General features: G+C 41.9%; 11 protein-coding genes. All 11 read right to left on the reverse strand.

Annotation, left to right across the window (positions count from 1 at the left end):
- Positions 1 to 32: 32 nt before the first annotated feature.
- Entirely contained in the window at positions 33 to 512 is a 480-nt protein-coding gene (locus R8269_RS04010; protein ID WP_005375967.1) for an Hcp family type VI secretion system effector, read from the reverse strand.
- Between the two features lie 208 nt (positions 513 to 720).
- The gene (tssH, locus tag R8269_RS04015; protein ID WP_005375965.1) at positions 721 to 3288 is read right to left on the reverse strand and encodes a type VI secretion system ATPase TssH; all 2568 of its coding nucleotides are present in this window, start codon (positions 3286 to 3288) and stop codon (positions 721 to 723) included.
- Between the two features lie 10 nt (positions 3289 to 3298).
- Entirely contained in the window at positions 3299 to 4264 is a 966-nt protein-coding gene (gene tssG, locus R8269_RS04020) for a type VI secretion system baseplate subunit TssG (RefSeq protein WP_005375963.1), read from the reverse strand.
- On the reverse strand, positions 4261 to 6084 hold the full coding sequence (gene tssF, locus R8269_RS04025) for a type VI secretion system baseplate subunit TssF (RefSeq protein WP_005375954.1): 1824 nt from the start codon (positions 6082 to 6084) through the stop codon (positions 4261 to 4263). Before tssF ends, tssG begins: the two co-directional genes overlap by 4 nt.
- A complete protein-coding gene (gene tssE / locus R8269_RS04030) occupies positions 6081 to 6545 on the reverse strand; it encodes a type VI secretion system baseplate subunit TssE (protein WP_017635621.1) in 465 nt (154 codons plus the stop codon). Before tssE ends, tssF begins: the two co-directional genes overlap by 4 nt.
- Positions 6546 to 6552: 7 nt before the next feature.
- Positions 6553 to 7347, reverse strand: coding sequence for a type VI secretion system accessory protein TagJ (locus tag R8269_RS04035; RefSeq protein WP_005375952.1), 795 nt, complete (start codon positions 7345 to 7347; stop codon positions 6553 to 6555).
- Between the two features lie 10 nt (positions 7348 to 7357).
- Positions 7358 to 8869, reverse strand: a complete 1512-nt coding sequence (gene tssC / locus R8269_RS04040; protein ID WP_053303680.1) for a type VI secretion system contractile sheath large subunit — start codon at positions 8867 to 8869, stop codon at positions 7358 to 7360.
- Between the two features lie 52 nt (positions 8870 to 8921).
- Positions 8922 to 10415: a type VI secretion system contractile sheath large subunit gene (gene tssC, locus R8269_RS04045; protein ID WP_005375950.1), complete on the reverse strand. Its 1494-nt coding sequence runs from the start codon at positions 10413 to 10415 to the stop codon at positions 8922 to 8924.
- Positions 10415 to 10945: a type VI secretion system contractile sheath small subunit gene (tssB, locus tag R8269_RS04050; protein WP_005375949.1), complete on the reverse strand. Its 531-nt coding sequence runs from the start codon at positions 10943 to 10945 to the stop codon at positions 10415 to 10417. Before tssB ends, tssC (R8269_RS04045) begins: the two co-directional genes overlap by 1 nt.
- 15 nt (positions 10946 to 10960) lie before the next feature.
- Positions 10961 to 12076 carry a type VI secretion system protein TssA gene (tssA, locus tag R8269_RS04055; RefSeq protein ID WP_005375948.1) on the reverse strand — a complete coding sequence of 372 codons (1116 nt, stop codon included), beginning with the start codon at positions 12074 to 12076 and terminating at the stop codon, positions 10961 to 10963.
- Positions 12069 to 12863, reverse strand: a complete 795-nt coding sequence (locus R8269_RS04060; protein WP_005375947.1) for a PP2C family protein-serine/threonine phosphatase — start codon at positions 12861 to 12863, stop codon at positions 12069 to 12071. The genes tssA and R8269_RS04060 overlap by 8 nt, the downstream gene beginning before the upstream one ends.
- Between the last annotated feature and the right edge of the window lie 9 nt (positions 12864 to 12872).

The following is a 12872-nucleotide window of genomic DNA, read 5'->3' on the forward strand; positions in this document are numbered from 1 at the left end:
AAAATGCGGAGGAATACTCCCCCGCATGAAAATTACATTTGTTGACCTTTAACACCGCTGTAGCCGTATACCAATGGAGCAGAAGTGTTGTTCTTATCGTCAGTAGGAGTCACTGTCATCATCATTTCTGTGTAAGAAATTGTGATAGTTTCAACTGGACGATCGTCTTGGATAGAAACTGAGTAGTTAGAAATCATCGCATCAGTCAGTTCGATCTTCATGATCTCTTCAACCTTCTCACCCTGCTTAGTAATATGGAAAACCGCTGGTTTACCTTTACCAATCGTCGCTTCTTTAAATAAGTCAGGAGAAGAACGGTCTTGAAGTTTAGTGATAGTCAAATCATATAGACGAGTAGCGCTCGCTTCACGGTCCATCGCTGTACCAGTGTATGATGAGATCTCACGACCTACACTCCAATCTACAGATAGTAGTGTAATCAAATCTTTGTATTGCTCGGCTGTTGCCTCACCCTTAATATCTGCGTATTTAAGATACGTATTAGACTGCATGCTAATCTCCTATAGCATTATTAATTGACATATATCGTAGTAATTTAATTATCTGACGTTTGGTGATAATTAGTGATTAATGTATCAAAAACTTCATTTTAAATACGCCCTGTTATATCTTTAAATAAGATTTAATTTAAGCGTTTTTTATAAAAAATAATAGTTAATATGAACCAACTCCCAATTATTATTGAGAGTGTAAAGGATGTTAAACTATTGAGACATCAAGTCCACTAGTTGTACCTTTAACAATAATTTCATCAAACGTCTTATCATTAAGAATTGCATGCAATATTTCATGAGAAATCTTCGGAAGCAATGTATTTTCTATGGTTGTTTGTACCACACGCGCACCACTCCCAGACTCATTGCTATTGTCTACAATATCATTAATCAGTTCCTCATCAAAAAATAGGTCAGCGTTATAGTGCTTACGAATACGAGTCGTAATTTTATCCAACTTTAATTTTGTTATTTCTATCAATACTTTTCTTGATAGAGGCAAATAAGGTAATACATTCACACGCCCTAAAAATGCTGGTTTAAAGTCAACCAACAAATCATCGCGTAAAGAATCTTTTAGTGCTGACGGCTCAGGAGCTAAATCAGGATCAGAATACAAAGACATCGTCGTTTCGGTCCCTGTGTTCGCGGTCATAATAATAATAGTGTTTTTAAAGTCTATATCTCGACCTTCACCGTCTTTAATTGAGCCTTTATCAAATACCTGATAAAAAATATCTTGAACACCAGGGTGCGCTTTTTCCATTTCATCGAGGAGAATTACACTATAAGGTTTACGTCTAACAGCTTCAGTCAGTACACCTCCTTCTCCATAACCGACATAACCAGGAGGAGAACCTAATAGCAATGAGACTTTATGCTCTTCCTTAAATTCCGACATATTGATAGTCGTGACATTTTCTTCACTACCATACACTTTCTCTGCAATCGCCAAAGCCGATTCGGTTTTACCCACTCCGCTTGGTCCGGTCAGGAGAAATACACCATTTGGTCGTGTCTCATCCGTGAGCTGCGCACTCGCGGTTTTTATCACTTCAGACATGAGCTCTAAAGCGTGATCCTGCCCGACAACTCGCTTACACAAACTTTCTTTCAAACCCAATACTGCTTGGATTTCATCATCCTGAAGTTTACCCAACGGTATACCGGTCCAATCCGAAATAACTTCTGCGATTAGCGCTTCATTTACATGCGAAAAAACTAAGGGCTGTGAGTTAGCGGAGAGGTTATTTTCAAGCTCTTGTAACTTGTCTCTCGCAGTCTCAGAACCCTCCTGGATTATTTGGGTTCTAAGTGACTTAGCTTCACTTACCCATTCTTTTTCTTTTTCCCAAAGTACTTCTAATTCAATAATGTCATTAGATAGCGCATCAATCTCTTTTCGGACACTTTGCAGCTGCACATCAAGAGATGCTCCTAGCCGATTCTCTTGGCTAAGATGCTCATACTCAGCTTGCTTTGCTTTAAGTTTATTTCTTTTCGCATCTAGGCCTCCCGGTGTAGATGACTGACTTAACGCAACTCGAGAGCAGGCCGTATCCAAAACAGAAACCGCTTTATCTGGCAGTTGACGACCATTAATGTATCGAGCTGAGAGTTGGACCGCTGCATTGAGAGCTTGGTTAGTGATATGAACATCGTGGTGTTGTGCCATTACATCAAGTAAGCCTCGTAACATTTCGATCGCGAGTTCAGGGGCAGGCTCATCAACCTTTACGACTTGAAAACGCCTAGTTAAAGCTGCATCTTTTTCAAAATACTTTTTATACTCTGCCCACGTTGTTGCTGCGATCGTTCTGAGTTCACCTCTCGCTAATGCTGGCTTCAGAATATTCGCCGCATCACCTTGGCCCGCTTGCCCACCACCGCCAATTAGGCCATGAGCTTCATCAATAAACAATATAATAGGCTGTGGAGCGTCGTTTACTTCCTTAACAAGGTTATTAAGCCTGTTTTCAAACTCACCTTTCATGCCTGCGCCGGCTTGCAGTAACGCCAAATCCAGAGACTTAATTGCCACATTTTGCAGAGCGGGAGGTACATCGCCATCAATGATCTTTTGCGCCAAACCTTCAACAACGGCTGTTTTTCCAACACCAGCTTCTCCCGTAAGAATCGGGTTGTTTTGTCGGCGTCTTAATAAAATATCGATCATTAGGCGAATTTCATTATCTCTACCAATCACCGGATCTATTTTACCTTCCCTAGCTTGCTCAGTAAGGTCTGTTGTAAATTGATTCAAGGCGGAATTCGCATTTGACTGCGCTAAGTCATTCGATCTTGATTGAGGCGCATTACTTTCTTTAAAGTTCAATAAGCGAGATGGTTCTATCTTGTTTAGTTCAGGACTAATCGAACCAGCCATGTTGACTAACGTATCATCAGACAAGTAGGCAAATAAAAGATGGATGCACCCCAACTGTTCTTGATTGAATTCAATGGTTGCAGACAACAAGGCATTTTGCATAACAGTCACCGTATGAGCTGATAGCCCAGGCACCGACTGGCATCCTGTTTTGTATTTTTCTAATGCCTTTTGAATATCGGTTTCAACCTTGATTTTATCGACATCAAATTCGTCAAAAACTTCAGAGTAAATATCGTCAGGATGGCGGATAATCATCATTAACCAGTGAGACATTTCAATACTGTGATGAGTTCGGGAGCTTGCCATAGCAGCTGCCTGTTCAAGCGTTTCCTTAGCCTGAGGAGACAATCTTTCGACCAACGCTGAAAGTGAGAGTGAAGCCATTACATTTCCTTTAAATAGTAATTGTTATAGTTCGATCTTTTGTACGTTCGTGTTTTTTAAGCACAGAACCAATACCTAACTGCCCCTGCTGTTTCGATAAACAAGCTTGTGGTAGCAAACTATGTTTGGTGGTGAGCTGCCACTTCAGTTGTTTATGTTTTCCAATCAACTCATAAGCAGCGTTCTTAATGATTGCTATATTGGGTTGGTTAGGAAGCAATTTACTAACTAGCTGTTTATCTTTTGGCAGAAATTCTATTGTTGTCCCCGCGTTGATGTTCCATGCTTTCGAACCCAAAGACGCTCCTAAACCAAGTTGAGCAAACTGCCCTTCAGGCATAGTTCGGGATGCAAGGCGTGTTTGCTCTTCTTTCGTAAGGTGTAACCATTGTCCTTGAAATTCATGAACTTTTACTTGGCATCCAGATAAACATTCAAGAATACTTTTTAGTCCACCTTTACTTCTCACTGGTGAAGCAAACACACCACCATAGTGCCGGGACAGTGAACTCCCTTTCCCAGTTAATGCCGATTTACAGCTTTCTAACGGAGAACGCGCGCCCTGCGCATGCGCACGAGACTGAACAGTCAGCTGACTCAATTGCCAACATCGATAATAAAGAGATAATAAGCGATGATTGAAAATATCGTAGAAGTCCACCATAGCCGTATCGCCTTCTTTTTGGCGATGTAAAGCTAATTCACTATAGTGCTGGGGAAGCACACCTTGCTCACCCGTTAGGCCAATTAAATTGGTCTCAATCTCTAACTTGCTGTCATCTATATTTTTCAGTTCACAAAGCTGAGCATTTTCAAAACCTAATGATGGATTAACCTTTAAGTTTAGCTTTTCATGCTTCGGTAACGCATCTGTTCCTATTTGCGCCTCTGCTTGCAGGACTTCGTGTTCAATAAGATGAATCGCTTCAAACAATGGATGTTGCTTTAATTCTCGATAAAATTGTTCCGCGCTCATAGCAACACCTTATCACCAGTTAATGCGGGCCATAGATGGAAAGACTTTCCCGTGGACTTAAGTCTTATTTCTAACTGCGTAAAAATGTTAATTTCAGCATATTGCGAGAAGTAAACAGATAAAACACTACCTAAGAGAAAGATCTGCTCTTTAGGTAAAATTTGATCAGAAACCGTCAAAATAATTTTTATACCGTGCGCAAATCCAGCTTTACCTTTCTGACTAATTCTTCCTGTAGTAGGCTCAAACTCTAACTTAGTTAAAGCATCGATTACCGCTTTCGTTTCTGCTGTCCCAGAAAATGCATAGAGATTAAGGGTCTGCTTCAAAGTTGCTAAACCATCTTCCTCGGTAAAATGGTTTAAAGTTAAAAGCTTAGTTAACTGCCATCGTGTGCTTTCATCCATTTCTGGCCGAATGGTTTCTGATAAAGAAACTAAACAACGAACAGATTCGAAATTGTCATTTACCTCCGGTAAAGATACTTGCGGCAGCCCACCTCCAAATGGAAGTTTCTGCGCTAAGTTGCGGTTACAGCACTCAGCTTCCACGTACATTAACCAGTTTTCCCGGCTATCCGGGCTGAACAATTGATGTTTTTTATCAACAAAAGAAATGTAAGTTTCTCTACCGGGCTCATCATACCCACCAGCCCAGTTCTTATCCTCACGTCTCATCAACCAATAAATCTCACTAGTGTTCGTATAATGCGTGTGCTCACCAGCGTGATAACATGGCAAATTGTGGTACGTTTTGTTCCAGTTTCTCAACGTTACGTCAGAAATTGAGACAACCTCATTACTTTCAGCTTCTTGGTATTGTGGAGACAAGTGGTAATCGTATTCAGTTGGTAGAATACGCTTAGGCTCCATAATACTTTTAAATAAGTTGATCACAGGCACACAGCCTACCATTAAGCTTTCTTCGTCCACTTGCTTTGGAAGCCAGTCATCGTTGGTATCAAAGTAAAAATACAGTTCGACTTGCTCTCTAAGATCTAGCTCTGATAATCCAAGTTCGATGATATCAAAGAACATAAACTTCTCAGGAAAGTGCAAATACTCAACAAGTAATCTTGCTCCTGAAAAGCTTCTTTTACTGTATGGCACAACTTTCTCATCTTCTGAAAATCCCACTTCAGAAAGATGCCTTTTGGTTAAAGGACGAACTTCTTTGCCATCCACAACAACAGATAAACCAATTAGGTTTTGAAACAGCATTTGGTAGAGCTTAAAAGTCAATTGAGATTGACCGTTTAAATAGAAGCGCAGCCGTTCTGCCCCCATTTCACCAAGAGGAGTCTCTTCATCTTGAGCCGTGAGCTGTACTTTCAAAACTGAATGAGCATTGCTTTCCCATCGTGAGCCAACTGGCTTGAAAGGCGCATTTTTAAAAACGCCAGAGGTCACATCAACAGGATACATTCTGACCGGATAACAAGTTCTAAACTCGCACTCATGATATCCAGGAGCACCGATAACAACTCGCTCGCCTTCTTCTACATCAAAATAAGAGGAAGTGGAGTTAGAACAGCTCATTTTAATGACTGACATTGACGGGATTGGGGCGTGAAAATCAGGATATAACTGTCCCATCAAAGACTCTGTAAATTGAGGGTAACTATTGTCTAAGCTTTGTCTAATCCTTGCTGTTAGAAATGCGCAGCCTTCTAACAATCTTTCTACGTGCGGATCGTCAACCTGTTCCTCACTAATACGAAGTCTCGCAGCAATCTTAGGATACTGCTCCCCAAATTCTTGCCCTTTGTGACGCAAATAAGCTAACTCGCGATTATAGTACTTGAGAAACTCTTCACTCATTTTGCTCTACTCAGTTTCATACCTAAATTTACCGGCTCTACTTCAGAATTGAATCGCACTTCATGAATACTGTTATCAATTAAGCAAGTGGCATTTATCTGTAACCTCAATACCCTATCAATAGCGTTTTTCTCGTCTGAAATCTGGACATGAGGGTTCCTTAACCTCGGCTCAAACTCTTTAATTGCATCATGAACGATGTCGCAAAGCTGATTCTGCCCTTCTTGGCTGCTATAGGGCATTGAGGAAAAATCTGGCAGCCCATAATTCAATATTGAATAACGAACCTCTAAAAGATCATCAGGAATGTTTTTCCATCCAATACGACTATTCAGCATCGACTCTAGATCTCTAAGTAAGCTGCTCAACATCTGTTGCTGGCTTGCAGGGAAGTCTTTCTCATCTCGAGTGAGAGGATCACTATCTATCAATTTGTCGAGCAGAGAAACGGTTAACGACATGATATTTCTACGCTATTTGTTTCTGTTCTAATAATGTAGTCAAATCACAGATTGGAAGCGCCGAATCACCGACTAACCAACATTTTTGACCCAAGCCAACAAAAGATTCTTGCTCACCAATCTGCTTCCAATCCGTTTCTCGACCTAACTTTTGCGCATCGGTCTCTGAGTCAACATATGTCAACGGCATATGGCCTTCGCCTTCACCAAGTCCATCGATATCAAACTCGACAGGTCGCCAAATACTCTCTAACAAAGAAGTAGGTGCTTTAACTTCTAGCGTATGGATGCTCGATATGGGTACAAGAAAATAGTTACCTGCTGTAGAAAACAGTTCAATGTAACCACCTAAACGATCATCAATATCTCTAGCATCTTCGTAGTTTGTGCCGTTTACGTTAAACCCTTTAATAGTACGATGCTCTTCAATGCGATGCGATAGACGTGACGCTTCTTCGTACTCTTGATTTCCGAGAGCAAGATTAAATCGAACAAGCTCTTTAGTTAATTCCTCATCACCTATTACTTTGGCACTAGCCGCACCATTGATAAAATCCTTTCTAGCTTGAGCTGCTTTCACTAAATGTCGTAGCTGACTTGCACCAGGCAGATACTCAGGAAACAATTTAATCGATTGCATGAGCTGAGCGTCCGCACGCTCGAAGTCCCCATCAATGCAAAGAAGCTCAATGAAGGAACTTCTCAAGCTCGCATCTTTAGGTGTTGCTTTAATTTCATCAGTTAATTGCTCTAGAGCGTGTTGCAATAGGCCTTGGGACAAAGCATTTTTCCATTGAGTCATTGTTATTTCCTTACACCATGTGCTCTGGTGATAATTCGGTAATTAATTTAATGCTAGATACCATTTGATCGAGTTGAAAATGCGGTCGCAAATGGATAACTGAGTAATAATGTCCAGGAGTTTCTCTTTTCTCTCGAACTGTAATTTTCGCTTCATTTAGGGGGTATTTAGCTCGAAGCTCATCAGACGCTTCATCTGATGCGGTAGTGTACTGGTGTAACCAGCGTTGAAAGTCACGCTCTAGGCTTTCTGCGTCTTGATACCCACCAATTTTGTCACGCCCCATAACCTTGAGATAATGTGCGACTCGCGATACACACAATGTGTATTGCAACATCGATGTCAGTTTTGCATTCGTTGAAATATGCTTTTCTGCGTATTGTTTGGGCTTGTAGAGAGATACATTCGAGGTCATCCCTACCATATCAGTCTCAGGTATTGGAGAAATAGAAATAAAACCGCACTCAGACAATTCTTGTTCTTTTCTCTCAGTGATTTTCAAGTTTAACGGACATCTTTCACGATCATTCTTGCCATTAACACGCATCGTGCTCCTTGTAGGAGCGACGATAATACCCTGACTGTAATCGCCTTGTTTAATCCCTCGCATATGCGTGAACCAACCATGTTCCTGAAATGCTCTAATTGATACAGCAGCAAAACAGTACGCACTACTCCCCCATAGCAAATCTCGGTTGGAGTCGTAGATGTGTTCTTGAAAATTGAATTTATCATTCCGCGAGCCATCACTTTTGTATGGCTGACGGAACAAGACGTTAGGTGCAGTCAAACCAATAAATTTAGCGTCATCGTTATCTCTCAAACTACGCCACTTTGCATAATCTTCCTGTTCAAATTGGGCTGCTATATCTCTTATCGCAGAGAGTTGAGCGAAACTATCAACACCAAACATCTCTGGCGATGCAGACATGATAAATGGGCTGAATGCTGCAGCTGCAGACTGAGAGATCTTACTCAACACAGACAGATCTCTATCAAAATAATTTTTACTAGGATCACAGCGAAGCTGATAATCTCCAACCACCACACCAAAGGGTTCTCCCCCTGCCATGCCATATTCATTTTGATAGAGCAACTTAAATAGTGCTGATTGGTCAAACTCGATGGCTTTTAAAGCATCTTTACTGATTTCATTCCATGTCGCCGTTAAAACCTTAACTTTTACAGAGTCCGATGAACGAGAATCAACCTGTTCACATAAATACCTAACTCCAACCCACCCCCTTTCGAGCTGTTGAAACTCAGGATGATGTAATATTTCATTTAGTTGAGATTCTAATAGCTCATCAATGCGGTTAATTGTGTTCATCACACTATGACGAAAGCTGTCCAAATCTCTTGAACGTGTACCTTCTAGCCAAATTCGCGCTGACGCTACAAGATCAGAAGATTCATTGAATCGAGTCAACCACGGGCTATCAAGTTCAGCATAGCCTCCGGTACTGAACTCATGTTTTAGCTTGCTAGGGTCGCGAAAGTTAAGTGACACTGCTAATTCCATCTAGAACATAAAGATTGGTCATGGCTGGCCTTTCGACCAGCCAATTCATTTCTTATCCACCTGACTGAGGGATCTTTGCCACAAGTCGCAAAGATGTGGTCAGTTCTTCCATTTGTAACCAAGGCTTCAGCCATGCTACGGCATTGTAAGAACCAGGTGCGCCAGGAATTTCCTTAACCTGAACACGAGCGTCTGCTAGAGGGTATTTCGCTCTGATCTCTTGACCACCGCCTTCAGAAGCATTGACGTAACCTAGGATCCAGCGGTTCAGCCAAGACTCAACGTCTTCTGCTTCCATAAAGCTACCAATTTTATCTCGAGCCATTACTTTCAAATAATGCGCAAAACGAGATGTTGCCATCATATAAGGTAGGCGGGCAGAAATGGCCGCATTGGCCGTTGCTTCAGGGGATTCATGGTTCGCTGGTTTTTGACAGGTTTGCGCACCAAAGAACACTGCATAGTTGGTGTTTTTGTAGTGACAAAGCGGTAAGAAACCAAGCTTACCAAGCTCCGCCTCACGTCTGTCGGTAATACCAATCTCTGTTGGGCACTTCATATCAGGGTCGCCATCATCACTCATGAAGAAATGCGTTGGCAAGTTATCCACTCGACCGCCGCCTTCTGCACCACGGATGGCAGTACAAAATCCATATTTTGAAAATGCGTCGGTTAACTTAACACCAAGAACATACGAAGAGTTCATCCAACAGTAGTCGTTATGTTCAGCGTTAACAGCAATACCTGAAACAGGATCTACTTCGAACTCTTCAAACCCAAACTCTTCGACTGGAGCGGTAGCTTGTCCGTATGGCAAACGAGCAAGGACTTTTGGCATCGTCAGACTAACGAAGCGCGAATCGGCACTCTCGCGGAACGAACGCCATTGGGCGTATTCTAGTGATTCAAATACCTTATCTAGGTCGCGTGGTTTTGACAACTCAGTCCACTCATCAAAGCCGAATAGTGCTGGTGAAGCTGCGGACAAGAATGGAGAGAAGCCAGAAGCCGCTACATTTGACATTAGGCGTAACGACTCAATATCTTCTGGGTGGTTGGTAAACTCATAGTCTCCAATCAATGCACCATACGGTTCACCACCAGCACTACCAAACTCAGACTCGTAAACCTTTTTAAAGATCTGGCTTTGATCAAACTCAACAGCTTTGCTCAAGTCTTTATGTAGCTCTTTCTTGGTCATGCTCATCATGCGAACTTTCAGAGTAGAGCTGGTCTCTGAATTCATCACTAGATAATTTAAGCCGCGCCAAGAACCTTCGAGTTTCTGTAATTCTGGGTGATGCATTACTTCAGACAACTGATCAGAAATCTGCCTATCGAGCAAATTAATCGCTTCACGAAAAGTTACTGTTAGGTTTTTGTTCCAAGTAACTGTCCCTTTCATTGCTTCTTCAGCGAGCGTTTTAATCAGCTCCTCAGCACGAGAAGCCTCGGTCTGCTTAGTCGCACCAATAGCTTGATCTAAGAATGAAGTTGTCTGTTCATTAACAGTTGGATCTAACTGTTTTTCAGCTTCAGTCGTCATTATTCCGCTCCTTCAGTACTGTCTGACTTCGCTTTCTTGCCAAGATCTAACTCGCCTGCAAGTCTTGCCAGATTGTCTGTATTGTTCAAAACATCCTCTAGGATATTTTCAAGCTCTTCTGAGCGGTCAACTTTTGTCATCAAATCACGCAGTTTATTACGCGTTTCCATCAATTGGCGTAGTGGATCAACTTGATTTACGATCGCAGCAGGCTCAAAGTCTTGCATTGATTTAAAGTTTAAATCGACCTCAAACTGTGAATCGTCATTCGCAAGCTTATTCGCAACTTTAAACTTCACCGATGGATTCATTTTTTTGAGTACATCGTCAAAGTTATCTCGATCGATCTGAATAAAACGGCGGTCTTTTAATGGCTTCAACGCTTCTGTGTTTTGACCAGCGAAGTCACCCATTACACCTACAACAAAAGGCAGTTCTTTCTTAAGAGTCGTACCTTCAGTTTCAACATCATAGGTAATGTGGACACGAGGCTTCCGTACTCGTGATAGTTTCGAGTGGATACTCGTCATACCATTCTCCCTTTATTAATTTTCATTTTGTTCTGCTATGCCAACCAAACGGAAGTAGCTTTTCTTTGCATCCCCGTCGGAGATAAGTTCCGCCAGTAACTCCGGCAGAGGCATCCCACACCAACGAATAATCTGTTCGATGGAGTAAGAAACTGGTGAGTGAGGTTCACTCTCTCGGAAGAAATCAGCTACTTGCTGCAATTGTCTAATTGCCTGCTCTCGTGATTTCATGTTTGTCGCTAATAATGCATCACAACTTTGTGAACTTAACGGTTGTTCAGAAGAAGATTCATCAAGATCCTCTAGCTCTTCAAACACGGCTTGTGGTTGATTGAAACGATCTCCTAGAAGGTGCTTTAATGCCGAGTGTATTGATTCAAGTCTTTTTGATATATAAGAGCTAGGAGTCACATCACCGACCACTTCGTCTAATCGCTGACTGAATTCATTAAATGATTCTGTAGCGAACTCCAAATCCGTGATTAATTCTTGATAAAACGTATCAGAAGTCGACTTAACCGTAGTTATAATTTCAGATAACTCAACAGCCCCAAGCTCGACTCGATTTCGGCGCTTATCTTCGTCTAAGCGCTCAAGCTCTATAGCTTGCTGATATTCCCAATAGGCATAAGCTTGCTCCACGCCTAAGTCAGTCAATGGTATACAAGCAATTGGAAAAATAAGTGTTCCTTCACTATCGATACCATTGAGGCCAATAATCGCCGATATTCTTGTCTCAATACCATCTTCATCAGGCATTGGGTACAGATCATCCCAAAAGTTCTCAATTAAACTGGTTGCGAGTTTGTAGCCAACGCCCATACCACGAAAACCATACAATCGAGTTAGGGCTTCTATAAGCCAGGCAACAAATTCCAAATCTTTAGACTGATTCGTGAGTATTTCTGGGACATCTTCAATAAATACTCGCCATAAATTACTGTGGGTATAGATACTTTCTTCTTCTATAAGAGCATTACGTTCAGCGTTGCGGGCGGCCATACGCTGATCTTTCAACCGATAGTAAGCAGACTGTGGTGATACATCCTCTCTAGGATCAATACCTGTAGGATTTTCTTGAGATATAGGAGCCAACGCTTGTTCATACCAATCAAACATTTCATTACTCATAAGCTCTCCCTCTTAGAAAGACAGGTATCGTCGCGTCTTCTCTAGTTACTGTTTCGCACTCCGTTTGCGCTTGGCGAACTTTGATCAAAGCACAAGTTACGTTATCACTTGCGCCCCGAACCAAAGCCGAATGCATGAGCGCTAATCCAGCTTGGTTGACTGAGTCTGCATACAATGTCCGATGAATTTCATCACTCGTAAGTTCCTTAGAGAGTCCATCGCTACAGAGTAGAAACTGATCGCCGTCAGCCAACTGCCCTGAAACTTGATCAATAGTGACACTTTCGTCGACCCCAACAGCTCTGGTAATAACATTTGCAAGAGGGTGCGATTCGGCATCTTCAAATGCCAATAAGCCCTGATCCACTAAGTCCATGACTTGACTATGATCACGTGTTTTTTGGACAAAATTACCACTTCTAAGCTGGTAAATTCGGCTATCACCCACCCAAAGACAGTGGTAATACCCATCCTGAATAAACAACAAAACAAGTGTTGTTCCCATCGTTTTACCGTCTAAGTGATTTTGTGCGTATTGGTAAATTTCTAAGTTCGCTTCTTGAACCACTCTTCGGATATCATCGATATTAGTATTGGAGACATCCTGCATGTGGCGCGCGACTCTATCCACTAGCATCTGGCTTGCTATATCGCCAGCACTGTGTCCACCCATTCCATCGGCAACCACCCAAATATGCTGTTCTGTCATATCCAACAGAGCATCCTCGTTATAAGGGCGTACTTTTCCTGCGTGCGATTTAGCAAAGGTAAAATAGTTCCAATTCATTCTTCTATC

It is taken from the genome of Vibrio sp. Vb0667 (assembly GCF_033391095.1).

Coding starts and splice junctions, on each gene's coding strand:
- R8269_RS04010 (WP_005375967.1), bottom strand. CDS start 512: ATGCAGTCTAATACGTATCTTAAATACGCAGATATTAAGGGTGAGGCA.
- tssH (WP_005375965.1), bottom strand. CDS start 3,288: ATGGCTTCACTCTCACTTTCAGCGTTGGTCGAAAGATTGTCTCCTCAG.
- tssG (WP_005375963.1), bottom strand. CDS start 4,264: ATGAGCGCGGAACAATTTTATCGAGAATTAAAGCAACATCCATTGTTT.
- tssF (WP_005375954.1), bottom strand. CDS start 6,084: ATGAGTGAAGAGTTTCTCAAGTACTATAATCGCGAGTTAGCTTATTTG.
- tssE (WP_017635621.1), bottom strand. CDS start 6,545: ATGTCGTTAACCGTTTCTCTGCTCGACAAATTGATAGATAGTGATCCT.
- R8269_RS04035 (WP_005375952.1), bottom strand. CDS start 7,347: ATGACTCAATGGAAAAATGCTTTGTCCCAAGGCCTATTGCAACACGCT.
- tssC (WP_053303680.1), bottom strand. CDS start 8,869: ATGGAATTAGCAGTGTCACTTAACTTTCGCGACCCTAGCAAGCTAAAA.
- tssC (WP_005375950.1), bottom strand. CDS start 10,415: ATGACGACTGAAGCTGAAAAACAGTTAGATCCAACTGTTAATGAACAG.
- tssB (WP_005375949.1), bottom strand. CDS start 10,945: ATGACGAGTATCCACTCGAAACTATCACGAGTACGGAAGCCTCGTGTC.
- tssA (WP_005375948.1), bottom strand. CDS start 12,076: ATGAGTAATGAAATGTTTGATTGGTATGAACAAGCGTTGGCTCCTATA.
- R8269_RS04060 (WP_005375947.1), bottom strand. CDS start 12,863: ATGAATTGGAACTATTTTACCTTTGCTAAATCGCACGCAGGAAAAGTA.